Below are 25,606 nucleotides of genomic sequence, written 5' to 3'. Positions count from 1 at the left end.
GGCCTGGTCCATCCGGGAAAAGAGAAACTGTCCAGGGTCAAGCAAAACTCGTTTATGGAAGCGCTGCTCGCCGGTCTATGCGGGGGATCATGATGCAAGAGGCACATATGACGGCAGACGGCGAAGGCGACGATCGCATCCTTGAAGGCTATTGGGACATAGGCCGGCTGGTCAGTGAGCTGGGCGTGGTGCGCACGCGCTGGCGGCAGGAACAACAACATCACGCCGAATATGGCGCTGAAGGATTCCCGTCGCGCGACAATCTGGCGAAGATCATGACGGCGCTTTGCGGCGCGCTTTTCCCCTTACGTCTTGGACCGAGCTTCGTGCGGATTCACAATGAGGATGCGTTCGTCGCGCAGACGTTGCAAACCGCGCTCAGCCGCCTTTACGGCCAAATTCGGCTCGAGCTGCTCTATGCCATGCAGGGGCAACCCGCCGAGGCGGTGGACGCCGAAGCGGCGCGCATCATCGGCGCCTTTGCCGATGGCCTTGCAACGGTTCGCGAACTGCTCGACAGCGACGTAGAGGCTGCCTATCTCGGCGATCCGGCCGCGCGCAGCGTGGACGAGGTGTTGATCTGCTACCCCTCGATGCTGGCGATCATCCATCATCGCCTGGCCCATCGCCTCTATGATCTCGGCGCGCCGCTGGTGGCGCGGATCATCTCGGAAATCGCTCATAGCCGCACCGGCATCGACATCCATCCCGGCGCGCGGGTCGGTCGCAGCTTCTTCATCGATCATGGCACCGGGGTCGTCATCGGCGAAACGGCGATCGTGGGTGACCGGGTCCGACTCTACCAGGGCGTGACGCTTGGCGCGCGCAGCTTTCCGGCCGACGAAAAGGGCGCACTGGAAAAGGCGTTGCCGCGGCATCCGATCATCGAAGATGAGGTCGTCATCTATGCGGGGGCGACGATATTGGGCCGCATCATCATCGGCAGCCGATCGATCATCGGCGGCAATGTCTGGCTGACGGATAGCGTGCCGGCCGACAGCAATGTGCGTCAGGCCAAGGCGCAATATGAGGTGACGAGCCGCGTAGAAGTGTCAGCGCCGCACCGGGTCCACGCGCTGATCGACGCGGATCGCGAAGGATATGCGGAAAATATCTGACCGTCGGGGGTGAAGGCTTTACTGCGCCGCGCAGCTGTCGCCCTCACCCGCCGTCAGGTCCAGGCAGCGGCCGTCAATCTCTCCCTTTGGCACCGGCAGATGGATGAGCGCGGCCAATGTCGGCATGATGTCCACGGTTTCGACGCTCATGGGCTGTTCGAACGGCTTCATACCCTTGCGCCAGAACAGGATCGGCACCCGGCGATCACTGTCCCAGGGCGAACCATGGGTGGCCACAGCGCCCTTGGAGGGATCGGCGATCGGCGTGATGTGCGGCTTCAGCAGCAGCAGCAGGTCGCCTGATCGTTCCGGATCAAAGCTTGCCTGTGCTTCCTGCAGCAGCGACCAGGTTTCCGGCGGCCCCTCAGGGGCGGGCGCGGCCGCGATCTGCGCCTTGGTGAAGACCGTCTGCACCTGCGGATGGCCGCGCAGGATGGCAAGCGCCGCCGCCTCCACCTTGGCGCGCTGAGCCGTGGTCAGCCCCCGGTCGAAATAGAGGTCGCCCGAAGGTCCATCGCCCCAGATCAGGGTTCGGCCGTTGATGCCCGTCTTCTGCGCGACGGCCGCTGACAGGGCCTTGGGCAAAAGCGCGGGGTCGACCCGCTGTTCCATCGGCATTGCGTTGAGCTGGTGCCGCTCGGGCAGGTCATGGCCGCCATGGTCGGCGGTCAGCACCACTACATAATCCAGCCCGCCTCGATCAAGCTGGTCGAAGAAGGCGCCAAGTTCTCGGTCCAGCCGGTCGACCTGGATGCAGCTTTCGGTGCCTTCGGTGCCATAGGCATGACCGATAAGGTCGGTCGCCGACAGCCCGATGGAAATGATGTCTGTCTGCGCCTGCTTGCCAAGGTCCATGGTCTCGATCGCCGCGGCAGCAAAGGCCAGCGTCATCGCATCCTGTTCGGGCGAGGCGCGGAAGCTGGCGAAGCTGCCCGCCGCGCGTGCGAAACGGCCAGTGCCGACCGTTTTGCCGCCGCTCACACTGACAGGAAAGTCCTTTGCGTCGCATTGCGGCGGCAGGTCGAAGCCCGGATTCTCCTGCGCCAGCCGATCGGCGAATATCTGGTTCACTTTCGCGACCAGCGGCGGCGTCGTCACGCCGGGATAGCTCACATAGCCTTTGGCGCTCAGCCACCAGACCGCGTCCGCCTTGGGGCCTGCCATCATGATCGCCGCGCGATCCTTGCCCGCGATTGACACGACGCGGCTTGCCGGATTGGCCGCCTTCATCCGTCCGCCCAGGGTAGGCACGCGCAAATGGATGGGGGAAGCGACATAATTGTCGCTGCTGCTGCCGGGCTGATGTTCATCCTCGGCGCAGTAGACCGTCTTGTCAGGCCGGGCCGTCCCCAGATCGAACCAGCTGTTGGCGATGAGTCCGGTACGCGACGGGCGGCTGCCGGTCAGTATCGTGCTGTGGCCAGGGCAGGTTTCGGTCGCGGCATGGCTCTGATAGCCGCGCGGAAAGACCGCGCCCTGTGTCAGCCGTTTCAATCCCGCGCTGAAATAGGGGCGATATTCGCTGAACAGGTCGGCGGAAAACTGGTCGACCGAAATCGCGATGATCAGCCGGGGCGGCGCGTCGGGCTGCTGGGCCAGCGCTGGCGTCGCGGCGGCAAGGAGCAGGGCGATGACGGCTTTCTTCAGCATGGATAGGCACCCTTCTTGACGACGGATGCTGGGGGACCTAGCCCCCTCTCAGTCACCCGACCAGAGGCCCGATGCGGATTTTTCATGTCTTTCTGATGACGCTTGCGTGCCTGCTCGCTCCCGCCGCCCGCGCGCAAGGCGCTTTCGGGCCCGGCACGCCGCATATCGATGCGCGACTGGTCGCCGAAAGCGTGGAGCCCGCGCCGGGCCGGACCACCAGCATCGCCTTCGCCATGACCCCCGAGGCGGGCTGGCACGGCTACTGGGAAAATCCGGGCGACGCCGGCCTCGGCCTGACCGTCAAATGGACGCTGCCAGCGGGCGTCAACATAGGTCCGCTCCGCTATCCGGTGCCGGAGACGCTTTTGATCTCCGGCCTGATGAACCATGTCTATGAAGGGCCATACGCCATTCTGGCGCCGCTCAGCATCGGCTCCCGCGTGCCTCCGGGCACGCGCCTGCCTGTCAGGGCGCGCGCCGAATGGCTGGCCTGCACCGACAAGATCTGCGTGCCCCAAAGCGCCGATCTGACGCTGGACCTGATCGCGGGGACGGGCGGAGTCAGCCCTGCGATGCGTACGCGCTTCGACGGCTGGCGCGCGCATCTGCCAAGGCCGCTGGGCAGCGAGGCGATCTATGCATTCGCTGATGGCAAGATGCGGCTGTCGGTGCCGTTCCCTGCGGGAGCTGCCGCCAGCGACGTTCACCTCTTTCCGCTACAAGAAGGGCTGATCCGTTACGCCGCGCCGCAGACGGTAAGTCGGGCCGGCGACCGGCTGCTGGTCGAAACGGATGAGGGGCAGGGGTTCAAGGGCGGCGTGGTACGCGCGGTGTTGCGCACGGGCGATCATGTCGGCTTCCTGCTGACCGCCCGACCGGGGATGGTTGCAGCGAGCGGGGCAGGCGTTGTGCAGGCAACTTTGGTGGCGCTGGCTGGCGCGATCCTGGGCGGGTTGCTGCTGAACATCATGCCCTGCGTTTTCCCCATCCTGGGGCTCAAGGCGCTCAAGCTCGCTCGCGCGGGCGGCGACGAGCGAGAGGTGCGGCGCGAAGCCTGGGCCTATACCGCCGGCATCGTGCTCACCTGCCTGTTGCTGGGGGCTGCGCTGATCGCGGTGCGGGCCGCTGGCGCTGCGGTCGGATGGGCGTTCCAGCTTCAGGACCCGCGTGTCATTCTGTTGCTGTTGCTGCTGGTGACGGCCGTTGGTTTCAATCTGGCCGGGCTGTTCGATCTCGGCGCCTTTGGCGGCGGCGAGCGGCTGGCCGGCAAGGCGGGCATGGCGGGCGCCTTCTGGACCGGGGCGCTGGTTGCCTTCGTCGCGACGCCCTGCACCGGGCCGTTCATGGGCGCGGCGATGGGGGCGGCGCTGGTCCTGCCAGTGCCGGACGCGCTCGCCCTGTTCGCAGGACTCGGCCTTGGCCTTGCTCTACCCTTCCTGCTGCTCGCCTATCTTCCTGCGCTGCGTACCCGTCTGCCGCGTCCTGGCCCCTGGATGGCAACCTTCCAGAAAATCCTGTCGGTGCCAATGTTCCTGACCGCTCTTGGCCTCGCCTGGCTGCTTGGGCAGCAGCGGGGCGTTGCCGGCATGACCATCGGCTTGGCAGCGCTGCTGGGGTTGGCGTTGCTGCTCTGGTGGCTCGGCGCACGACAGCGACACGGCAGACGTGGCGGCGCCCTCACGGCCGTGGGAGCGGCGCTTATGCTCGGTGCGGCCATCACCCTGTTGCCGACCCGCGCGCCGGCCGTGGCGCACTCCGACAGCAGCGTCACATCCTTCGACGAAGCCCGCCTCGCCAGCCTGCGCGCGGCGGGAAAGCCGGTATTCCTCTATTTTACCGCTGACTGGTGCCTCACGTGCAAGGCGAACGAAGCCGCGGCCATCGACCGCGCCCAGACGCGTGAGGCGTTCGACCGGGCGGGCGTTACGGTGATGGTCGGCGACTGGACCAATGCCGATCCGGCGATCACGCGCTTCCTGGAAGCGCAGGGCCGCTCCGGCGTCCCGCTCTACCTGTTCTATGCCGCGGGCAAGGACGCTGTGGTGCTGCCCCAGTTGCTGACGCCTGCGACCCTCACGGACCTCATACGCTGATGACGAAGTTGCGCGCCGACCAGCTTCTTGTTGACCGCGGTCTTGCCGAAAGTCGCGCCCGGGCCCAGGCGCTGATCCTGGCCGGCCTTGTCTACCTGGGCGACAGGAAGGTGGAAAAGGCCGGGCAGCAGGTGCCGGACGATGCCGCGCTGGAAGTGAGGGGCAGAGACCACCCCTGGGTCTCGCGCGGCGGCATCAAGCTTGCCCATGCCATCGATCACTTTGCCATCGACGTGACGGGCATGGTCGCGATCGACGTGGGCAGTTCGACCGGCGGCTTCACCGACGTGCTGCTCAGCAGGGGCGCGGCCCGGGTCTACGCTGTGGACAGCGGCACCAACCAACTCGCATGGAAGCTGCGGTCCGACCCGCGCGTCGTCGTTCATGAACAGACCAGCGCGCGCATCCTGACCGCCGATCATGTGCCCGAGCAGATCGATATCATCGTGTGTGATGCCAGCTTCATCTCGCTGGCCAAGGTGCTGGAGCGCCCTCTCAGCTTCGCCCGCGTCGACGCTCATCTGGTTGCCCTCATCAAACCGCAGTTCGAAGCCGGTCGAGAGGAAGTGGGCAAGGGCGGGGTCGTCCGCGACCAGGATGTTCACCACCGGGTCTGCGAAGAGGTGAGCCATTGGGTGACCGAGCAGGGCTGGCAGGTCGAAGGCATCGTCCCCAGTCCCATTACGGGCCCACAGGGCAATGTCGAATTTCTCATTCACGCCCGGCTTGGCGAATAATCGCCGCGCTTTCGGTGTGCAGGGCATGGTTCATTTTATCGTGACGGTGCCCCCGCTGCGTTGCTTGAACGCCCGTCGGCCCCTCCTTAGGTGCCGCCCCTGTCGGCATCGTCAACATATTCGGCGTGTCGCTAGCGAGCCTCATCACCCTGTTCCTGATCTCTACCCTCTATTGACGGGTTGCGAGACAGGCCGTTTCACCGCAAACCGTGAGTCGGCGGCTTGACTCAGCCGTGAAGGATTCGCCCGAAGCCGCCGAAATGAGGATAGTGGAGCTGCGTTGCCGATGAACGAGATCGCATCCCCCGGTCAGTTGCGCCTGTCTTATCTGCGCTGGGCGCTCGTCCTGGTTCCGCTAGTGGTCCTGCTCGGTTTACTGTCCGGCAAGTTTGCCAATAGCGGCTATGGCAATCGCTGGTTCAACGCCTTGGTGAAGCCTGACTTCATGCCGCCGGGCTGGGTGTTCGGCGTCGCCTGGACCATTCTCTACATTCTCATGAGCCTCGCGCTCGCAATGGTTGTGCACGCGCGCGGCGCGAAAGGGCGGGGCGCCGCGATCCTGCTGTTCGTGGCGCAACTCGTGCTGAACCTGATCTGGTCGCCGCTCTTTTTTCGCGCGCATCAGGTCGACAACGCGCTGATCCTGATCATTGTGCTGTTCCTGACAGTCGCCGTCACCAGCTGGCTGTTCTCGCGCATCCGCCGCGCGGCCGGGTTGCTGCTGCTGCCCTATCTCGCCTGGCTGGCCTTTGCCGCGACGCTCAATTATGAGATCGGCCGCCTCAACCCGGAGGCCGAGACCCTTGTCGCGCCGGCGCTCAAGACCCAGATATGATTTTTTGGCGCCGACGCGCGCCTCATCTAGGATACGGAACATGCAGAGCGAAAACCGCTTTTTCGACGACATTGCCAAGCTGGTGAACGGCGCGGCCGGAACGGTCGCGGGCATGAGCCGCGAGTTCGAGACTTCCGCCCGCGAAAAAGCCAAGGAGTGGATCGGCGGCATGGACTTTGTCAGCCGTGATGAATTCGACGCAGTGAAGGCGCTTGCCGCCGCCGCCCGGGAAGAGGTCGAACTGCTCAAGGCCCGGATCGACGCGCTGGAGGGCCGGTCGACCGAACCCGTGACCAAGACTGTCCGGACCCCGAAGGGCAGATCGCCCGAAGCGGAATAGCCGAGCAGTCCTCCGCCTGTCCGTTGGATTTCTGCAACGATCCCCCGTGTTCATGCGTTTTCCCGAGTCGCGCGGTTTTCACCGCATGGAAAAATGCTCTATGGCGGGCGGATGATGGACAGCGACGAATATGAAAATGGCGGCCAGGAAGCCGCGCCGATCGACATGCTGGCTGCCTATTTCGAGGCGAACGGCTGGAGCTTCGATCAGGTCGGCGATGATGAGATCGTAGCGAGCACCCAGGGCAGCTGGGCGCAATATGAACTGCGCGGCATCTGGCGGGACGAAGATCAGGTGCTACAGATGCTGGCTCTGCCCGACATTCGGGTCGCGGAGGAACAGCGCGCCGCCATCTATGAAACGCTTGGGCTCATCAACGAACAGTTGTGGCTCGGGCATTTCGAACTCTGGTCATCAAGCGGCATCGTCCTGTTCCGCCATGGCGCACTGCTGGGGGCGGGCGGCGTGCTGACGCTCGACCAGGCGCAAATATTGATCGAAACCGCGATCGACGAATGCGAGCGCTTCTACCCTGTGTTCCAGTTCGTGCTGTGGGGTGGCAAGAGCCCCAGCGAAGCGATTTCCGCGAGCCTGATCGAAACTCGCGGCGAAGCCTGAACCCTGGACGATGCGTCAGAACGGGCCCGATCACCTCTTTCTTGTCGGCTGCGGCAACATGGCCGGACAGATACTGTCCCGATGGCTGGCCTGCGGCCTTGATCCAGCCCGCGTGACTGTGTTCCGGCCGAGCGGCCGGGCCGTGGCCGAGGGCGTCTCGGTGGTGACCGCCTATCCGGCTGCGCTGCCCGCCGGCACGACCGTCATGCTGGGCATGAAGCCCTATCAGCTGGCCGATGTCGCAGCCGCGCTCGCACCCCTTTGCCCACCCGGCGCGCCTCTCGTCTCCATCCTTGCCGGCACACCGCTGTCGGAGTTGCGGCAGCGCTTTCCCCTGGCGGAGATCGTGCGGGCCATGCCCAATCTGCCGGTCGGCATTGGAGAGGGCGTGACGGCGCTTCATGCGGATTCGGGTGCCTCCGCCGCGACACGGCAGGCCGTCGCAACCCTCATGGCGCAACTGGGCCTTGTCGAATGGATTGCCGATGAGGCTCTGTTCAATGCAGTCACGGCGCTGTCCGGCTGCGGCCCGGCCTTTCTCTTCCGCTTCATTGACGCTTTTGCGCGGGCGGGGGAAGCGATCGGTCTGCCGGCCGACCAAGCCGGCCGCATGGCGCTTGCCACCGTGCGGGGGTCGGCGAGCATGGCCGCGCAGGCGACTGACAGTCCGGCTGTCCTCGCCGATCGGGTGGCAAGCCCCGGCGGCATGACACGGCAGGGCCTCAACGTACTGGATGCCGACGATCGGCTGCTTACTCTGCTGACCAACACGCTGGTTGCCGCGCGCGACCGGGGTGAGGAGATGGCACGAGGCGGCTAGAGCCTTTTCCAAGCAGATGGAATCATCTGCTGACCCGGAGCACAATCATGTTGGACCCTGACACGCCGATCCTTATCCTCACTACCGGCGGCACGATCGACAAGATCTATTTTGATGCGCTGTCCGACTATCAGGTCGGCGAAACGGTCGTGTCGAAGCTGCTCGACATCGCGCGCGTCAAGCGTCCCGTCCGGATCGAGGAGGTGACGCGCAAGGACAGTCTGGAACTCGACGATGCTGACCGCGCCCTCATCCGCAACCGTGTGGCAGCCGCCCCGGAAAGCCATATCATCATCACCCATGGCACCGACACGATGACCGATACGGCCACGCTGCTTCAGGCCGTCCCGGGAAAAAGGATCATATTGGTGGGCGCCCTCGCGCCTGCCCGCTTCAGCGAGAGCGATGCCAGCTTCAACCTGGGTATGGCATTCGCCACGGTTCAGGTCGCCGCGCCCGGTGTGTATATCACCATGAGCGGATCGGTCTTCCGCGCTGACCAGGTGGTGAAGGACCGGGCCAAAGGCGCCTTCGTGCCGATCGACTAGCCCGGCCGGATTTCGTCACTCAGCAAAGGCCGCGATGGCTCTGGTGAAATGTTCGCACGCTCCCCCTGCGCGTCTCCATTGCGGCCGCTGGAACCTGTCCCCCCACTGAGCATTGTTTGAGCGGGTGGCGTAACGACGAGGAGGAATTTCATGGCGGATTATCAGGAGCGTCCGGCGACGACGACGACGATCGTCGAAAAGCGCAGCGGCGGCACGATGATGGCGGTCCTGCTTCTGGTGGTAGTCGTAGCGATTGCGGCCTTCTTTTTGATCAGCAGCCAGTCCCGCAAGGACAACGCCGTTTCGGCAGCGGCGACGCAGGTGGGCCAGGCCGCAAGCGACGTCGGCGATGCTGCCCGCGACGCTGCCACCAGCACCAAGAGCCAGTAAGGCGAGAGCGATCCCTCGCCCCGCAAACAGAAAAGGGCGCCCCGTCAGGGACGCCCTTTTCTCATTCAGCGATCTGCCGTGGCCGGCTCGATCAACTAACGGTCAGCCTTCCACCTTGGCGTATTTGGGAGCGGCCTCATTGAGGATACGCAGGATTTTCTTGAGCGCGCTCGGTTCGTCCGTTTCTTCCATCGCGGCGAGTTCGCGGGCGAGGCGGCTGGAGGCGGCTTCGAAGATCTGGCGTTCGGAATAGCTCTGTTCGGGCTGATCATCGGCGCGGAACAGGTCGCGCGTCACTTCGGCAATCGACACCAGGTCGCCCGAATTGATTTTCGCTTCATATTCCTGCGCGCGACGCGACCACATGGTGCGCTTCACCTTGGGTTTGGCCTTCAGCGTCTCGATCGCTTCCTCCAGCGTCTTGTTGGAGGACAGCTTCCGCATGCCGACACCCTCGGCCTTGTTGGTGGGCACGCGGAGCGTCATCCGCTCCTTTTCGAACCGAAGCACATAGAGCTCCAGTTCCATGCCCGCGATCTGCTCCTTCTGCAGTTCCACGACACGACCAACGCCGTGCTTGGGGTAAACGACGTAATCACCAACGTCAAAGGACAGCGCCTTGGCAGCCATTTGCAACCTTTCTAATTCTGAACGGGGACGGAAAAGCGTCGCGCCAAAGATGCGTAGATAAGGGCGCAAGCCAAGGAAATCGCGGCGCTCCCGTCAAGACATGAGGCAGTTTTCTCCCGGACGGATGCGACCATCTTCCGTCTCTTGAAGACCCGTTTAGCAGATTCGTAACAAAATGGCCACCCCGGAGGTGAAGGGTAGGCGTGTCGCTGGATCAGCATCGCAAGAGATAGTGCGGATCGAGCGCCCAAGGCACAAGGGCTGGGGTCTTGACTTCGGCGCTTTTGTACGGGGTGCGTCAGCTGCCCGAGCCGGGCTCCGGCGAGAAGAACTGCTCGAACTTATTCTCTACGCCCTTCATCTCGTCGGCGCCCGCCGGCGCTTCGCCCTTGACCGTGATGTTGGGCCATTCGGCGGAAAATTTGGTGTTGATCTCCAGCCATTTTTCCAGCCCGTTTTCGGTATCGGGCAGGATCGCTTCGGCCGGACATTCCGGTTCGCACACGCCGCAGTCGATGCATTCATTGGGGTTGATGACCAGCATGTTCTCGCCCTCGTAGAAACAGTCCACGGGGCAGACCTCGACGCAATCCATATATTTGCAGCGGATGCAGTTGTCGGTCACGACATAGGTCATCGATCAGCACTCTTGAGCATTTTGAACAGCGGCAGCCCTGCTATGCCCGGCGCGTCTGAAGGTCAATGAGGATATTTTTGGGATGTCAGTCGCCCAGCTTTAGTTCCTCATAGCAATCCTGCGCCTCCGGGGCCGGGCCGCGTCGTCCGGGCAACTGTGTGACCCGCACCACGCGCACGCCGCTGGGATGCGGGAAGGTGATGAGGTCGCCCGCGCGCACGGGGGCGTGGGCGCGCTCGATCCGGCGACCGTTCAGCCGGATATGCCCTTCCTCCGCCAGCTTCTGCGCCATCGTCCTGCTTTTGGCGAGCCGCGCGAACCAAAGAAATTTGTCAATCCGCAGGCTGGGTCCGTGGCCGCTGGTCGGCGCCAGGTCAGCCATTGCGCCCCAGCAGGTCCGCAAGGCCGGCAAAGGCGTGGTTGGCAGCTGGGGCGGCTGGAGCCTGGCGACTCTCGGCCCTGGGCTCGCGACCGCGGGCCGGCGGGCTCCGCCGCCTCTCGCCCTGGGGGCGCTGCTGCTCGGATCGCGGCTTCTGCCGGCCGCGGAATATCCAGTTGGCCGCTCCCTCTGCCGGCTGTTCCACAGGGCGGAAGCCTGCAAGGCGCATCAGTTGAAGGAACCCGGCGTCGGACAGGCCCAACGAAACGATCTGCGGGCTTTGCGCGGTGAATGCTTCGCCCTTGGCGATCGCCTCATGCGCGGTGCGCGCCATCCGCTCGGCCATGTCGATGCGCAGCATCTGTTCGCCAAAGCCCCGAAAGCCTGCAATCCGCGCGCCCATCTGCGCAGGCTTGTCGCCCGCCGGAATCAGGGTGAGGCCTGGCCCAGGCAGCGGCAGGCACGGCTTGGCGATACGGGCGGCGAGCAGCGACGCGCGCCAGCGTGCGGCGCCGGGCTTCAGCAGGCCGGGGTGATAGATATCGAGCACGCCGATATCGATGCCGGCGCGGCGCAGCAGGTGTCGCTGATCCTTGTCGAGATGGCCTAGCGCCGAATCGAGGTCGGTGCGCGCAATGACGCCGCCCGCATCGGCAAGCTGGGCGAAGACGGCACGAACTACAGCGGGCACTTGCGGGTCGGCGGAGCTGGCCACCATTTTTGTGAGCGGCAGGAGGTGCTTCTCCTTCTGCGCCTCCAGCCAGCTGTCAAGGCGCGCGGCCACCTGCTTCTGCACGTCCTGCCCCAAGGCCATAAGGCCACGGTCCAGCCGGATTTCCGGCGCCAGCAGCGATGGACCCGCGAGCAATGCGGCGACCATATTGCCCTGCCAGCTGATGCCCGGCGCCTGTCCCGCCTCGTCCATGAGCGCAAAATCGGTATCCGGCGCGCTCAGCAATTCGTCAGCCTTCACTCGCAATATCCTTCCAAGGCGACGTTCCGCCGCCGCCAGCAGCATCTTCCTGTCCTGATGCCGCGTAGCCGGATCGACCGAGAAACGAAATCCGTCAAGCCGCCCGATCGTCTCGCCATCGACGCAGACCGTCCCGTCCTGCTCCACATCGACGGGCAGATTGTCCGCGCTCTGGCCGATATCCCGCAGCAGGACGGCGGTGCGGCGGTCCACGAAACGCTGGGTCAGCGCGGCGTGCAGCGCATCCGACAGCTTTTCTTCCAGGGTGCGCGTCCGCTCGGCCATCTCCGCCGGATGGGCCAGCCAGTCGGACCTGTGCGCGATATACGCCCAGGTGCGCGCGGCGGCGATCCGGCCGGACAGCGTGTCGATATCCCCCTGCACCGAATCGAGTCGCGCGATCTGCTGGGCGAACCAGTCGCGCGGGATATGGCCGTTGCCTTCCGCCAGGAAGCGCCAGATACGGCTGACAGTGCGGGCATGATGATCGGCGCCCAGCTTCTGGAAGTCGGGCAGGCTGCACGCTGCCCACAGCCGCTCGACCTGTGTCCTGCCCTTCGCCCGCTCGGCCACCAGCGGATCGTCCGCAAGGCGCTTGAGCACCGCAAGGTCGACCGCTTCCGGCGCGGCGCGCAGTTCCGGACGATCCGGCCGCGCCTCCAGGTCGATGATCAGTTGGCCGACCGTGTCGGTGCGCGGTTCGCCGTCTCGCCAGTAAAGCTGGTCGACGGGGGGAAAGCGATGCGCCTCGATCGCGTCGATCTCCTCGGGCGTGAAGGCCGCCTCGCCATCCTCGTGGCCCAGGCTGCCGAAGGTCCCGTCCCGATGATGTCGACCTGCGCGCCCGGCGATTTGCGCCATTTCCGCAACTGTCAGCCGTCGGCTGCGCCGTCCGTCGAACTTGCGTAGCGAGGCGAAGGCGACATGGGCGACAGCCAGGTTCAGCCCCATGCCGATCGCGTCGGTCGCAACCAGATAGTCGACCTCGCCATTGAGGAACATCTGCACCTGTGCGTTGCGCGTGCGCGGCGAAAGGGCGCCCATGACCACCGCTGCACCGCCCCGAAAGCGGCGCAGCATCTCGGCCACGGCATAAACCTCCTCGGCGGAAAAGGCGACGACCGCCGACCGCTTCGGCAGGCGCGACAGCTTCTTGGCGCCGGCGTAGGATAGGGTGGAAAAGCGCGGACGGCTGATGATCTCGGCCTCAGGTACGAGCGACTTCACGACGCGGCCGATGCTCGCGGATCCCAGGATCATCGTTTCTTCCCGGCCCCGTGCGCGCAGCAAGCGGTCCGTGAAGATATGCCCCCGCTCAGGGTCGGAGCCCAGCTGCGCCTCGTCCAGCGCGACAAAGGCGAAATCGCGTCCAGCCCTGTCGGGCGAGCCACCGACTGGCATCGATTCGGCAGTGCACAGGAAATAGAGCGCGCCGGGCGGGACGATCTTTTCCTCGCCAGTGATGAGCGCGACCTGATGCGCGCCCTTGATGGCTACGACCCGGTCATAGACCTCGCGCGCCAGCAGCCTGAGCGGAAAGCCCATCATCCCGCTGGAATGACCGCACATGCGCTCGACGGCCAGGTGCGTCTTGCCGGTGTTGGTGGGACCCAGCACGGCTGTGACGGGCGATCGCGCGAATTGGGCCATGATCCTCTTTATGTCGGTCAAGGGAGGGGCAAGGGCAAGGGGGGGCGGTGCGCGGCGTCTCCTTTCACGACATCTGTGGATTTCAACGAACGAGCGGCACGTTTCGTCGTGCAAAAAGGGTTAAAAAAACCGTCTTTATTTGACTTTAACCCTGTGCGTTCACAACACTCCCCACAAGCGCGCGGCGGGGGTCGGGCGTATTTTCGCCCTCGGGGGGCTTCTTACACGTGTTTCATGGCAGCCAGCTCAGTCCTCAGCAGGGGGGCGCGTCCGCGTCGCTGTGGCTGACCGACGCCATCGGCAGGGGTCTCGCCCCGACCACCGAGGCGGGTGGCTGGCGCGCCCGGCTGGCCGACTGGGCCGAAGATGTGGAGCTTGTACCCGACCTGGGGCAGCGGGTCGGCAGCCTCACCTGGTTCCGCGGCCTCGCCACATGCTTTGCCCTTTGCGCGGCGGCGCTCTACCTGTCTCCCGGCTTTCACCCGTTGCCCGGCGCGCCCCAGCCGTTGCTTGCCCAGCCGCAGTTCGACGAAGTGCGCAGCCAGATGATCACCCCACTCGCGCTGGGCGCCGACAGCGGACGGCACATGGGGCCGGGCGATGCCGTCCAGCCACTGCGCGAGACGCCCGAACGCCCGCAGATCGAACTGCGCGCCCAGATCGGCGGCAGCGATACGCTTGCCCGCGCCCTGTCGCGCGCCGGCGTCGGCAGCGACGACGTGGCGACCGTGGTGAGCCTCGCCGGCAGCGATATCGCGGCCGGCATGAAGCCTGGCACGCCGCTCGACATCATCCTGGGTCGCCGCGCCAGCCGCGACAGGCCGCGGCCGCTCGACCACCTGTCCTTCCGGGCGCGCCTGGACCTCGCGATGGATGTCAGCCGCGTCGGCGGCGTGCTTCAGGTCAAACGAACCCCGATTCACGTCGACGATACGCCGCTGCGTATTCAGGGGGTTATCGGCGACAGCATCTATCAGTCGGCGAGGGCCGCCGGCGCGCCGCCCAAGGCGATCCAGAACTTCCTCCGCGTGATCGCGCAGCAGGTCGACCTCGGGTCGATCCATGCCGGCGACCGCTATGACATCATCACGGAATATCGGCGCGCCGAAACCGGCGATGTCGAAGTCGGCGACCTGCTGTTCGCAGGACTCCATCGGCCCAGCGGGCGCGGCATCGACATGCTCAAATGGACCAGCGAAGGGCGCAGCCAATGGTTCGAGGCGTCCGGCGTCGGCGAACGGCGCGGCGTGCTGTCCCAGCCCGTCCAGGGCCACATATCCTCCAGTTTCGGCATGCGTCGCCATCCGATCCTGGGCTATACCCGGATGCACGCCGGCATCGACTTCGCCGCGCCTTATGGGTCGCCCATCTATGCAGCGACCGATGGCGTGGTGTCCTATGCGGGGCGTCATGGCGGTCACGGCAATTATGTCCGCTTGGAACATGGCAACGGCCTTGCCACCGGCTACGGCCATATGAGCCGCATCGCCGCGCGCTACGGCCAGCGCGTTCGTCAAGGCGAGGTAATCGGCTATGTGGGGTCGAGCGGCCTGTCGACTGGCCCGCACCTGCACTATGAACTTTATCGCAACGGCCAGACGATCAATCCGATGTCGGTCAGGTTCACGACAACCTCGCAACTGGCGGGACGCGACCTTGCCGCCTTCCGCGCCCGCCTGGCCCAACTCAAGAGCCTGCACGTCGGACTGCCCGCCCAGCTTGCCCGGAAAGATGCGGACCATAAGGTTTCGCCCGTGGTAGGAAACTGAACAGCTTCGGCGGCGGGTGGGCTGCGATTGTGACAGGCTGGGGAGAATCCTTTCCGCCGCGCCTCCGCTCGGCTAACCCGCGCCCATGACCGAGATTACCGCCCTTCTCCTTGCCGGATCGCGTCCCGGGGCTGACCCGCTGGCGCAAGCGGCCGGCGTGCCCGTCAAGCCGCTGGCGCCTGTGGGGGGCGCGCCGATGATTAACCGCCCCGCGCGCGCCTTGCTGGCGCATCCTGCGGTCGCGCGCCTCGTGATCCTCACCCAGCAGCCGGACCTCTATGCGGCGCATCCAGCGACCGCCTGGCTCGCGGATCACCCTGCCGTGCGTTTCGAGCGCAGTGGCGCCGGCATCGCCTCGACCCTCATGGACATGCTTGACCGCCCCGATGCGGCCTATCCGCTGCTGGTCACTACCGCCGACCATGTGTTGCTGGACGGCCCCATGCTCAATCAGTTTGTTGCGGAAGCCGCGGGCGCCGACATTGCCGTCGCCATGGTCGAGCGCGCGACGCTGCTTGCGCGCTATCCGCAATCGCGGCGGACGTGGCTCAAATTCCGGGACGGCTGGTGGTCGGGGGCGAATCTCTTCTGGTTCGGGAGCGGCAGGGCGCGGGCCGTGATCGCGCTGTGGCAGGAGGTCGAGCAGGACCGCAAGAAAGGCTGGAAGATCCTGGCTGCCTTTGGACCTGTCGCATTGTTAGGTGCGCTTTCGCGTATCCTGACGCTACGCGGCGGCATCGCCCGTGTCGGTCGCCGCTTCGGGCTGACCGCCAGGCTGGTGGCGATGAGGCAGCCGGAAGCCTGTATCGATGCGGACAAGGTGGAGGATGTCGCGTTGATCGAACAGATTCTGGCGGGGTTCGACTGAACGCTACGCCTTCCGCGCGCGCCGAACCATCTGCCGCAATATCTGTCCCTTCGTAGGCGGCTTGCCGCGGCTCAGCTGCATCATCTGGTGGACCTGTACGGCGGAAACCTGCTGTTCAGCGCGGCGGTAGCCGGCGCACCATTGCTCGACCTGATGCGGGAAATGGCTTTGTGACGCCTCCTCCAGCGATGCCAGTATGATCGCGCGCGCACGCTCCGCGGTCCATTCCATCGTCGTGGCACGATGCTCGGCGAACTGCCGTTCCGCTAGTGCAAGCGCATCCGGCGTCGCCTCCATCTTCAACCGCACGAACAGATTGCGCGCTGCCAGGCGGTCCACGCTCCAGACTTCCGAATCGGTCATCTCTGCTCCTCCCCACTTACAGGGTCGCGCATCCGGGAACGGAGTCAATTCGCGGGTTCCGCCTGGATCCGTATCGCTCGCCGGCTGCCATAGCGCACGACGATCTGCGAGCTTTCGTGTCTCCGCCAGCCGCAGCGCTCCTGGCAGCCCAATGAAATATCTGATGAGGTTCGGAAATGGCCAGATATGCGATCTTCCGCAAACAAAGCTCCCGCGCTCCCAAGAGGATGGGCCGCCGTGACCCGGCAGCCCTACCTTGGCAAGTGCGGTTCCAAACGGCGTCTTGGGACTGGACCTTTTCCCAATCTTTGCTATTGCGCCGACCAACTGCAATCCAGCTGCGCACCATGACATCCGCGAGGTAGCGAAAGACGATGGCCGAATTCTCTCTGCCCAAGAACAGCAAGATCACTGGCAAGGGCGCGAACCACAAGGCGCCCGAGGGCGCCCGGAACGTCAAGAGCTTCAAGGTCTATCGCTATGATCCCGACTCGGGTCAGAACCCGCGTTATGACACGTTCGAAATCGACCTCGACAATTGCGGACCGATGGTTCTCGACGCGCTGCTGAAGATCAAGAATGAATATGATCCGACCCTGACTTTCCGCCGGTCCTGCCGCGAAGGCATCTGCGGTTCCTGTTCGATGAACATGAACGGTAAGAACGGCCTTGCCTGCACCACCTCGATTGAGGAATGTGCCGGTAAGGAAGTGCGTGTCACGCCGCTGCCGCACATGGATGTTATCAAGGACCTGGTGCCGGACTTCACTCACTTCTATGCGCAGTACAATTCCATCAAGCCCTGGCTGCAAACCGTCAGCCCTGCGCCCAGCGGTAAGGAGCGGTTGCAGTCGCCCGCCGACCGCGAGAAGCTCGATGGCCTCTATGAGTGCATTCTGTGCGCCTGCTGCTCGACCAGCTGCCCCAGCTACTGGTGGAACAGCGACAAGTTCCTGGGGCCGGCGATCCTGCTGCAGGCCTATCGCTGGCTGGCGGACAGCCGCGACGAATATACCGGGGAGCGCCTGGACGAGCTCGAAGATCCCTTCCGTCTATATCGCTGCCACACCATCATGAACTGCGCGAATGTCTGCCCGAAGGGCCTGAGCCCTGCCAAGGCGATCGCCGAAACCAAGAAGATGATGGTCGAACGGCAGCTCTGATGCAGTGAGCGATGGCGCGGGTCATCTGAGCCCCGTGGCCGAGGGGCCATGGGCGGGCTGGCTGTGCTGGGCCGGTTCGAGGGCAGGCACATTCCTTGAGGCGATCGGCCCGAGCTATTCGCGCAGCGATGCGCAAGGATGTGCTACTGTAATGCTCGAGACCCGGCCGTTCCATGCCAATCGGCTGGGCGCTCTGCATGGCGGGTTTCTTGCCGCCTTCGCGGATCATGCCTACTTCGCGGCATTGGCCGCAATGGGTCGGCCTGACCAAGCCCGTGCGGTGACTGTTGACCTCGTCATGCAATATTGCGGATCGGGCCGGATCGGCCCCGATCTGTGCGCCGAAGTGGAGTTGCTGCGCGAAACCGGACGAATGATGTTCATGCGGCTGAGGATCCTTCAGGAAGAGGAGCTGGTAGCGGCATCCAGCGCTACCGTTCGCAAGGCGCCGTCGCGTTCATGAGCCGGGTAATCGATCGGTATCGGGCGCTGGTCGCGGCAGGCGAGCTTCGCGCTGACAAGGACCAGGAGGCCGCCGCCGCGCGGCTCGATGCGCTCCAGCAGGAACTGGAAGCCGCGCCGCCGCGCGGTTCGACACTGTGGAAACTGCTGCGCAAGCTGCCCGAACCGCCCCGTGGCCTCTACATGTGGGGCGGCGTTGGGCGCGGCAAGTCGATGCTGATGGATCTGTTCTTCGATACGGTGAAGGTCTCCGCCAAGAAGCGTGCGCATTTCCATGAATTCATGCTCGACGTCCACGCGCGCCTGGCGGAGGCCCGCAGGGAGGAAAAGGGCGATCCGATCCCGCCAGTGGTGGAATCGCTTGCCGACGAGGCGCGGCTGCTCTGTTTTGACGAGATGGTGGTCAATAACATGGCCGATGCGGCGATCATGTCGCGCCTGTTCACCGGATTGCTGGACAAACGGGTGACGATCGTCACCACATCCAACCGGGAGCCTGACGAACTCTACAAGAACGGCCTCAACCGCCAGCTATTTCTGCCGTTCATCGACCTCATCAAGGCGCGGCTGGATGTCATGACCCTAAACGGCCCTACCGACTACCGGCTTGACCGCCTGGGTGACGCGAAGCTGTGGCACTCGCCCAACGGTCCGGAAGCAACCCGGGCGCTTTCAGAAGCCTTTTTCCGCCTGACTGACTATCCGGTCGAGGATCGCGCCAAGGTGCCGGCCGAGGAGTTGGTGGTGCAGGGCGGCCGGACACTGCATGTGCCCAAGAGCCTGAAAGGCGTCGCCGTTTTTTCCTTCAAGCGCCTGTGCGCTGAAGCGCGCGGCGCGCCCGATTACCTGGCGATCGCACGGCGCTTCCACACCGTCATCCTGGTCGGCATTCCCGTGCTCGGTCCGGAAAAGCGCAACGAGGCCGCGCGTTTCGTCACGCTCATCGACGCGCTCTACGAATATAAGGTGAAGCTGCTAGCGGCTGCCGATGCCGAGCCAGCCAGCCTCTATCCCGAAGGGGACGGGGCGTTCGAATTCGAGCGTACCGTATCGCGGCTGATGGAAATGCAGTCGGACGATTATCTGGCGCTCGGTCACGGCCCGAAATAGGATGGGCGGCGGCCGTGTGCCGCGACCAATCATTGGCACGTTATAGAGGCAGGGTGTCCCGCAGCGGCCCTCCGGGTTCCTACCCGTCGCCCCGCACCATCATAATGCAAGTGCGAATGAATTGCAAAGATATTTGGGCCGGCCGATGTTTCGCAGGTTGAAACCTTGACGATATCGGCTTAAGCGGTCCGGCAATTCCAAATTCCGAGCTTGGAGGATGATTGCATATGGCCCGTAAGAAGATTGCGCTGATCGGCGCTGGCAATATCGGCGGTACGCTTGCGCATCTCGCCGCGTTGAAGGGTCTGGGCGATATCGTCCTGTTCGACGTCGTCGAAGGCGTGCCGCAGGGCAAGGCGTTGGATCTGTCGCAATGTGGCCCTGTCGAAGGCTTCGACGCCAAGATCATCGGCACCAACGACTACGCCGACATCAAGGATGCCGACGTCATCATCGTGACGGCCGGCGTTGCCCGCAAGCCGGGCATGAGCCGTGATGACCTGCTGGGCATCAACCTCAAGGTCATGAAGTCGGTGGGCGAGGGCATCAAGAACAATGCCCCCAATGCCTTCGTCATCTGTATCACCAACCCGCTCGACGCGATGGTATGGGCGCTGCGGGAATTCTCCGGCCTGCCACACAACAAGGTCGTCGGCATGGCGGGCGTTCTCGACTCCGCGCGCTTCAGCCACTTCCTGGCCGAAGAGTTTCAGGTGTCGGTGAAGGAAGTGAACAGCTTCGTGCTCGGCGGCCATGGCGACACCATGGTGCCCGTCGTCGAATATTCGACCGTCGCTGGTATCCCGATCCCCGACCTCATCAAGCAGGGCCGCTCCACCAAGGAGCGCATCGACGCCATCGTTCAGCGCACCCGTTCGGGCGGCGGCGAGATCGTGGCGCTGCTCAAGACCGGCTCGGCCTTCTACGCGCCTGCGACCAGCGGCATCGCCATGGCCGAAGCCTATCTCTATGACCAGAAGCGCCTGCTGCCTTGCGCCGCAAATCTGACCGGCCAGTATGGCGTCGACAATCTCTATGTCGGCGTCCCCGTGATCATCGGCAAGGACGGCGTCGAGCAGATCATCGAAATCGAACTGAACGACGAGGCGAAGGCCAATCTTCAGGTGTCGGTCGACGCGGTCAAGGAATTGCTGGAAGCCTGCAAGGGCATCGACTCCTCGCTCGCCTGAGCCATCAAGAGCTGCACCAGTCCGTCCCAGGTGAGTGCGCAGCCTGGGTCGGTCTGCCTTTAGACCCAAAGTGCCACGTCCACGGAATGCAAAGGGACTGACATGTCCATTCTGGTGAACAAGAACACCAAGGTCATCACCCAGGGTATGACCGGTGCCACCGGCACCTTCCACACCGAAACCGGGCTTGCCTATGGCACGCAGATGGTTGGCGGCGTTACGCCGGGCAAGGGTGGCACGACGCATATCGGTCTGCCCATGTTCGACACGGTTGCAGAAGCCAAGTCGAAGACAGGCGCCGACGCCTCCGTCATCTATGTTCCGCCGCCGTTCGCGGCCGACTCGATCCTGGAAGCGATCGACGCCGAAATCCCGCTGATCGTCTGCATCACCGAAGGCATTCCGGTGCTGGACATGGTGAAGGTGAAGCGCGCCCTGTCGGGTTCGAAGTCGCGCCTGATCGGCCCGAACTGCCCCGGCCTGCTGACCCCCAATGAATGCAAGATCGGCATCATGCCGGGCAACATCTTCTCCAAGGGCACCGTAGGCGTCGTGTCCCGTTCGGGCACGCTCACCTATGAAGCGGTGTTCCAGACCACCAATGCGGGCCTGGGTCAGACCACCGCGGTGGGCATCGGCGGCGATCCGGTCAACGGCACCAACTTCATCGACGTGCTGGAGCTGTTCCTGGCCGACGACGCGACCGAATCGATCATCATGATCGGTGAAATCGGCGGCGACGCCGAAGAGCAGGCCGCGCAGTTCCTGATCGACGAAGCCAAGAAGGGCCGCAAAAAGCCGATGGCTGGCTTCATCGCCGGCCGCACGGCGCCTCCGGGCCGTCGCATGGGCCATGCCGGCGCGATCGTGTCGGGTGGCAAGGGCGACGCGGAAAGCAAGATCGCGGCGATGGAAGCGGCGGGCATAAAGGTTGCCGCCAGCCCGTCCGAACTCGGCACGACGCTTCTGGAAGTGCTGAAGGGCTAAGCCTCGGACAAGGCGGCCGGGCTGCACCCCGGCCGCTTGTTACCCCGCTCCGCGACTGCACGCGGTGGGCATGGGACGCATGACAATGGGTTACGAGAACCAGGATTTCGAGATCGAGCGCGGGCCGAGCTGGGCGCGCACCAACTGGCCACCGACGGATACCGATGACCTGACCGGCGCGCTGGACCCCACGCAGATGCAGGTTGCCGTGAAAGCGGCCGCGAAAGCCGGCGGCAAGGCCGTTAGCGACGCCGATGCGGTCAGCGCCGCGGACGACGCCATCCGCGCGCAACTGCTGATCCGCACCTATCGCGTGCGCGGACATCTCGCCGCCAATCTCGACCCTCTGGGCCTCACTCATCGTGACCTGCCGGCCGATCTGACGCCGGAATATCACGGCCTGACCGACCCCGAGAAGAAGATCTATCTTGGCGGCACGCTTGGCCTCCAATATGCGACCGTGCGCGAGATCGTCGCCATCCTGCGCGCCAATTATTGCGGCAATGTCGGCCTTGAATATATGCACATCGCCGACGTCGAGGAGCGCGTATTCCTGCAGGACCGGCTCGAAGGCAAGGACAAGGAGATCCACTTCACGCCGGAAGGCAAGAAGGCGATCCTGGCCAAGGTCATCCACGCCGAACAATATGAGAAATTCCTGGGCCGCAAATATGTCGGCACCAAGCGGTTCGGCCTCGACGGCGGTGAATCGATGATTCCCGCGCTGGAGGCCATCATCAAATATGGCGGGCAGCAGGGCGTACGCGAGATCGTGTACGGCATGGCCCATCGCGGTCGCCTGAATGTGCTCGCCAATGTGATGGCCAAGGGATTCCGGGTCATCTTTCACGAATTTTCCGGTGGCACCGCCAACCCGGAGGATGTGGGTGGCTCGGGCGACGTCAAATATCACCTCGGCACCTCGACCGACCGCGAGTTCGACGGGGTCAAGGTTCACATGTCCCTCGTCCCCAACCCCTCCCACCTCGAAACCGTTGACCCGGTTGTGCTGGGCAAGGTCCGCGCGCAGCAGGTGTTTCGCGATGACCTGGACAAGCATGAGCAGGTCCTGCCGGTCCTGATCCATGGCGACGCTGCCTTTGCGGGGCAGGGTATCGTTTGGGAATGCCTCGGCTTTTCCGGCGTGTCGGGCTACAATACCGGCGGCTGCATCCACTTCATCGTCAACAACCAGATCGGCTTCACGACCAGCCCGCAATTTTCGCGCGGTTCGCCTTATCCGAGCGACGTCGCAAAGGGCGTCCAGGCGCCGATCCTGCACGTCAACGGTGATGATCCGGAAGCGGTAACCTTCGCCTGCAAGCTGGCGATCGAATATCGCCAGACCTTCCATCGCGACATCGTCATCGACATGTGGTGCTATCGCCGTTTCGGTCACAATGAAGGTGACGAACCATCATTCACCCAGCCGCAGATGTACGCGAAGATCCGGCAGCATCCGCCAGTCAGCGACGTGTATTCGGCTCGGCTAAAGGCTGAGGGCGTGGTCGATGACGATTTCGTCAACCAGGTGACGGGCGACTTCGTCAACCATCTGGAAGAGGAGTTCGAAGCCGCCAAGAGCTACAAGGCCAACAAGGCGGATTGGTTCGCCGGCCGCTGGTCCGGCCTGCATCAGCCGGCCAATGCCGAAACGGCGCGGCAGAATGTCGAGAGTGGCATCAGCCAGAAGCTGTTCGACAGCCTCGGCAAGACGCTGACCACGGTCCCCGAGGGCCATAACGTCCACAAGACGCTGCGCCGCGTGATCGACGCGAAGGCGGAGATGTTCAGGTCGGGCGAGAATTTCGACTGGGCGACCGGCGAGGCGCTGGCCTTCGGTTCTCTGCTGTCGGAAGGCTATGGCGTGCGCCTGTCGGGTCAGGATTCGGGCCGTGGCACCTTCAGCCAGCGGCACGCGGTCTGGACCGATCAGGACACGGAAAGCAAATATATCCCGCTTTCGACTGTCCGCCACGGCCGGTTCGAAGTGCTGGACAGCCCGCTGTCCGAATATGGCGTGCTGGGCTTTGAATACGGGTTCGCGCTCGCGGACCCCAAGAGCCTGGTGATGTGGGAAGCGCAGTTCGGCGACTTCGCCAACGGCGCCCAGATCATCTTCGACCAGTATATCAGCTCGTCGGAAAGCAAATGGCTGCGCGCCAATGGTATCGTCTGCCTGCTGCCGCACGGCTACGAGGGGCAGGGGCCCGAACATAGCTCGGCGCGTCTGGAACGCTATCTCCAACTCTGCGCGGAGGGCAACATCCAGGTCGCCAACTGCACGACGCCGGCCAATTATTTCCACATTCTGCGCCGGCAGATGCTGCGCCCGTTCCGCAAGCCGCTGATCATCATGACGCCCAAGTCGCTGCTGCGGCACAAGCTGGCGGTCAGCAAGGCAGAGGATTTCCTGGGCGAAACCCACTTCAAGCGCATCCTGTCGGATATCAACCCGGCGCCGGACGGGGATACGAAGCGGCTGGTGCTCTGCTCTGGCAAGGTGGCGTACGACCTGATCGAGGCGCGCGATGCGGCCGGCGACCAGGACACGCAAATTCTGCGCATCGAGCAAATCTATCCGTTCGCGACCGAAGCGCTCGCCACGCGCATCAAGCGCATGACTAACCTCGAGGAAGTCGTCTGGTGTCAGGAAGAGCCGCGCAACAACGGCGCCTGGTTCTTCGTCGAACCTTATATCGAGGAAGCGCTCGCGCAGGCCGGCAAGGCGCCCATGCGAGCCCGCTATGCGGGTCGCAAGGCATCGGCATCCCCCGCCACGGGCCTGGCCAAACGCCATGTCGCTGAACAGGGTGCCCTTGTCGCCGACGCGCTGGGCCACAGCGTTCGTGAAGAAATCCGCCGCCAGAAGAAAGGCTGACAAAGCTCATGGCAACCGAAGTCAAAGTCCCCACGCTGGGCGAATCCGTCACCGAAGCAACTGTCGGCCAATGGCTCAAAAAGCCGGGCGACGCGGTGAAGGCCGATGAGCCGATCGTTTCCCTCGAAACCGACAAGGTTGCGGTCGACGTGCCGGCGCCCGTCGCCGGCACGCTGGGTGACATCATCGCCAAGGAAGGCGATACGGTGAATGTCGGCGCACTGCTGGCCATGATCAACGAAGGCGCGGCCGCTGCAACTGCACCGGCTGCTTCGCCTGTCGCCGCCCCGGCGGCCAAGGCGGAAAGCGCGACTCCTGCGCCGGCCGCATCCGCTCCGGCAGAAGAGGATGAGGGCGGCAGCCTGACCCTGTCCCCGGCGGTGCGCCGGCTGGTGCTGGAGCATGGCCTTGATCCAAGCAAGATCAAGGGCACCGGCAAGGATGGTCGCCTGACCAAGGATGATGTCATGGCCGCCGTGGCCGCCGGCACCGCCAAGGCATCGACCTCGGCGCTGGCCGCAGCGCCCGCCGCTGCTGCCCCGGCCGCTGGTCCCAGCCGCGCGCAGGAACGCGTCAAGATGACCCGTTTGCGCCAGACTGTGGCCAAGCGGCTCAAGGAAGCGCAGAACACGGCCGCGCTGCTCACCACCTATAATGACGTCGACATGACGAACGTCATCGAGGCGCGCGCCAAGTATAAGGACCTGTTCGAAAAGAAGCATGGGGTCCGTCTGGGCTTCATGGGCTTCTTCACCAAGGCCGTCTGCATGGCGCTGCGGGACATTCCCGGCGTCAACGCGCAGATCGAAGGCGACGAGATCGTCTATAACGATTTTGCCGACATCTCGGTCGCCGTTTCGGCGCCGAACGGCTTGGTCGTGCCGGTGATCCGCAATGCGGAATCGCTGAGCGTTGCCGACATCGAAAAGACGATCGGAAGCTTTGGCAAGAAGGCCAAGGAAGGCACACTCACCATGGAGGACATGAAGGGCGGCACCTTCACCATCTCCAATGGTGGCGTCTTTGGTTCGCTGCTGTCGAGCCCGATCATCAACCCGCCCCAGTCGGCGGTGCTCGGCCTCCATCGAATCGAGGACCGTCCGGTCGTGCGCGACGGCCAGATCGTGATCCGTCCGATGATGTATCTTGCGCTCAGCTACGACCATCGCCTGATCGACGGTCGGGAAGCGGTCACCTTCCTCGTCGCGGTCAAGAATGCGATCGAGGACCCGACCCGCCTGCTGATCGACCTGTAAGAAGGTCGCGCCGACCCATCCCGTTCGGGCTCAGCCTGTCGAAAGCCCCGTCCTTTCTGTATCGAGAGGACAAAACAAAATAATGCCCCTCGATAGGTTGAGGCGAGAAAGATATCTCGCTTCAAGGGCGAACGGAGAT

Annotated in this window: 24 protein-coding genes; 18 read left to right on the top strand and 6 right to left on the bottom strand. The window is 64.2% G+C overall.

Translation table 11 applies throughout. The features are described 5' to 3' along the window. Positions 1 to 107: 107 nt before the first annotated feature. On the top strand, positions 108 to 1,118 hold the full coding sequence (gene epsC, locus AAC640_RS06090; protein ID WP_340265202.1) for a serine O-acetyltransferase EpsC: 1,011 nt from the start codon (positions 108 to 110) through the stop codon (positions 1,116 to 1,118). 18 nt (positions 1,119 to 1,136) lie between these two features. Here the strand turns inward: epsC and AAC640_RS06085 are convergent, their stop codons facing one another. After that, positions 1,137 to 2,768 (bottom strand): alkaline phosphatase family protein, encoded by a 1,632-nt coding sequence (locus AAC640_RS06085; protein ID WP_340265201.1) that lies wholly within the window; start codon positions 2,766 to 2,768, stop codon positions 1,137 to 1,139. 71 nt (positions 2,769 to 2,839) lie between these two features. Here AAC640_RS06085 and AAC640_RS06080 point away from each other — a divergent pair, with 71 nt between their 5' ends. The 8 genes from AAC640_RS06080 to AAC640_RS06045 all read left to right on the top strand — a co-directional run bounded on the left by AAC640_RS06080 (position 2,840) and on the right by AAC640_RS06045 (position 9,149). Continuing rightward, a complete protein-coding gene (locus tag AAC640_RS06080) occupies positions 2,840 to 4,861 on the top strand; it encodes a protein-disulfide reductase DsbD family protein (protein WP_340265200.1) in 2,022 nt (673 codons plus the stop codon). Then, positions 4,861 to 5,598 carry a TlyA family RNA methyltransferase gene (locus AAC640_RS06075; protein ID WP_340265199.1) on the top strand — a complete coding sequence of 246 codons (738 nt, stop codon included), beginning with the start codon at positions 4,861 to 4,863 and terminating at the stop codon, positions 5,596 to 5,598. Before AAC640_RS06080 ends, AAC640_RS06075 begins: the two co-directional genes overlap by 1 nt. Before the next feature lie 286 nt (positions 5,599 to 5,884). Next, positions 5,885 to 6,433, top strand: coding sequence for a TspO/MBR family protein (locus AAC640_RS06070; protein WP_340265198.1), 549 nt, complete (start codon positions 5,885 to 5,887; stop codon positions 6,431 to 6,433). A gap of 40 nt (positions 6,434 to 6,473) precedes the next feature. Then, positions 6,474 to 6,773 carry an accessory factor UbiK family protein gene (locus AAC640_RS06065; RefSeq protein WP_340265197.1) on the top strand — a complete coding sequence of 100 codons (300 nt, stop codon included), beginning with the start codon at positions 6,474 to 6,476 and terminating at the stop codon, positions 6,771 to 6,773. A gap of 111 nt (positions 6,774 to 6,884) precedes the next feature. Beyond that, on the top strand, positions 6,885 to 7,391 hold the full coding sequence (locus AAC640_RS06060) for a type III secretion system chaperone family protein (protein WP_340265196.1): 507 nt from the start codon (positions 6,885 to 6,887) through the stop codon (positions 7,389 to 7,391). A gap of 10 nt (positions 7,392 to 7,401) precedes the next feature. After that, positions 7,402 to 8,211, top strand: coding sequence for a pyrroline-5-carboxylate reductase (proC, locus tag AAC640_RS06055; RefSeq protein ID WP_340265195.1), 810 nt, complete (start codon positions 7,402 to 7,404; stop codon positions 8,209 to 8,211). A gap of 47 nt (positions 8,212 to 8,258) precedes the next feature. Continuing rightward, entirely contained in the window at positions 8,259 to 8,759 is a 501-nt protein-coding gene (locus AAC640_RS06050) for an asparaginase domain-containing protein (protein WP_340265194.1), read from the top strand. Between the two features lie 150 nt (positions 8,760 to 8,909). Beyond that, positions 8,910 to 9,149, top strand: a complete 240-nt coding sequence (locus AAC640_RS06045) for a hypothetical protein (RefSeq protein ID WP_340265193.1) — start codon at positions 8,910 to 8,912, stop codon at positions 9,147 to 9,149. A gap of 102 nt (positions 9,150 to 9,251) precedes the next feature. On the opposite strand, the gene AAC640_RS06040 is transcribed toward AAC640_RS06045, so the two are convergent. The 4 genes from AAC640_RS06040 to AAC640_RS06025 all read right to left on the bottom strand — a co-directional run bounded on the left by AAC640_RS06040 (position 9,252) and on the right by AAC640_RS06025 (position 13,418). After that, positions 9,252 to 9,779, bottom strand: a complete 528-nt coding sequence (locus AAC640_RS06040) for a CarD family transcriptional regulator (protein ID WP_340265192.1) — start codon at positions 9,777 to 9,779, stop codon at positions 9,252 to 9,254. A gap of 298 nt (positions 9,780 to 10,077) precedes the next feature. Beyond that, positions 10,078 to 10,416, bottom strand: coding sequence for a ferredoxin FdxA (gene fdxA / locus AAC640_RS06035; protein ID WP_340265191.1), 339 nt, complete (start codon positions 10,414 to 10,416; stop codon positions 10,078 to 10,080). An 85-nt stretch (positions 10,417 to 10,501) separates the two neighbouring features. Continuing rightward, positions 10,502 to 10,798 carry an RNA-binding S4 domain-containing protein gene (locus tag AAC640_RS06030; protein ID WP_340265190.1) on the bottom strand — a complete coding sequence of 99 codons (297 nt, stop codon included), beginning with the start codon at positions 10,796 to 10,798 and terminating at the stop codon, positions 10,502 to 10,504. After that, entirely contained in the window at positions 10,791 to 13,418 is a 2,628-nt protein-coding gene (locus tag AAC640_RS06025; protein ID WP_340265189.1) for a helicase-related protein, read from the bottom strand. Before AAC640_RS06025 ends, AAC640_RS06030 begins: the two co-directional genes overlap by 8 nt. A gap of 227 nt (positions 13,419 to 13,645) precedes the next feature. Between AAC640_RS06025 and AAC640_RS06020 the strand changes: the two genes are divergently transcribed. Together AAC640_RS06020 and AAC640_RS06015 are read left to right on the top strand one after the other, a co-directional pair. Next, complete coding sequence (locus AAC640_RS06020) at positions 13,646 to 15,187, top strand: peptidoglycan DD-metalloendopeptidase family protein (protein ID WP_340265188.1); 1,542 nt, start codon at positions 13,646 to 13,648, stop codon at positions 15,185 to 15,187. A gap of 85 nt (positions 15,188 to 15,272) precedes the next feature. Continuing rightward, entirely contained in the window at positions 15,273 to 16,055 is a 783-nt protein-coding gene (locus AAC640_RS06015; RefSeq protein ID WP_340265187.1) for a nucleotidyltransferase family protein, read from the top strand. Between the two features lie 3 nt (positions 16,056 to 16,058). On the opposite strand, the gene AAC640_RS06010 is transcribed toward AAC640_RS06015, so the two are convergent. Next, on the bottom strand, positions 16,059 to 16,418 hold the full coding sequence (locus AAC640_RS06010; protein WP_340265186.1) for a hypothetical protein: 360 nt from the start codon (positions 16,416 to 16,418) through the stop codon (positions 16,059 to 16,061). 374 nt (positions 16,419 to 16,792) lie between these two features. Between AAC640_RS06010 and AAC640_RS06005 the strand changes: the two genes are divergently transcribed. The 7 genes from AAC640_RS06005 to odhB all read left to right on the top strand — a co-directional run bounded on the left by AAC640_RS06005 (position 16,793) and on the right by odhB (position 25,467). Beyond that, positions 16,793 to 17,581, top strand: a complete 789-nt coding sequence (locus AAC640_RS06005; RefSeq protein ID WP_340265185.1) for a succinate dehydrogenase iron-sulfur subunit — start codon at positions 16,793 to 16,795, stop codon at positions 17,579 to 17,581. 4 nt (positions 17,582 to 17,585) lie between these two features. Beyond that, positions 17,586 to 18,044 carry a PaaI family thioesterase gene (locus AAC640_RS06000; protein WP_340265184.1) on the top strand — a complete coding sequence of 153 codons (459 nt, stop codon included), beginning with the start codon at positions 17,586 to 17,588 and terminating at the stop codon, positions 18,042 to 18,044. After that, complete coding sequence (gene zapE / locus AAC640_RS05995; protein ID WP_340265183.1) at positions 18,041 to 19,153, top strand: cell division protein ZapE; 1,113 nt, start codon at positions 18,041 to 18,043, stop codon at positions 19,151 to 19,153. Before AAC640_RS06000 ends, zapE begins: the two co-directional genes overlap by 4 nt. 227 nt (positions 19,154 to 19,380) lie before the next feature. Beyond that, positions 19,381 to 20,343: a malate dehydrogenase gene (gene mdh / locus AAC640_RS05990; protein ID WP_340265182.1), complete on the top strand. Its 963-nt coding sequence runs from the start codon at positions 19,381 to 19,383 to the stop codon at positions 20,341 to 20,343. 102 nt (positions 20,344 to 20,445) lie between these two features. Continuing rightward, a complete protein-coding gene (gene sucD, locus AAC640_RS05985; RefSeq protein ID WP_340265181.1) occupies positions 20,446 to 21,330 on the top strand; it encodes a succinate--CoA ligase subunit alpha in 885 nt (294 codons plus the stop codon). 85 nt (positions 21,331 to 21,415) lie between these two features. Continuing rightward, complete coding sequence (locus AAC640_RS05980) at positions 21,416 to 24,211, top strand: 2-oxoglutarate dehydrogenase E1 component (protein ID WP_340265365.1); 2,796 nt, start codon at positions 21,416 to 21,418, stop codon at positions 24,209 to 24,211. Positions 24,212 to 24,219: 8 nt separating this feature from the next. Next, positions 24,220 to 25,467 (top strand): 2-oxoglutarate dehydrogenase complex dihydrolipoyllysine-residue succinyltransferase, encoded by a 1,248-nt coding sequence (gene odhB / locus AAC640_RS05975; protein WP_340265180.1) that lies wholly within the window; start codon positions 24,220 to 24,222, stop codon positions 25,465 to 25,467. Positions 25,468 to 25,606 lie beyond the last annotated feature (139 nt).

Source organism: Sphingobium mellinum (assembly GCF_037860795.1).
GTDB lineage: Bacteria > Pseudomonadota > Alphaproteobacteria > Sphingomonadales > Sphingomonadaceae > Sphingobium > Sphingobium mellinum.
This window is presented reverse-complemented; position numbering and strand designations above follow the sequence as displayed.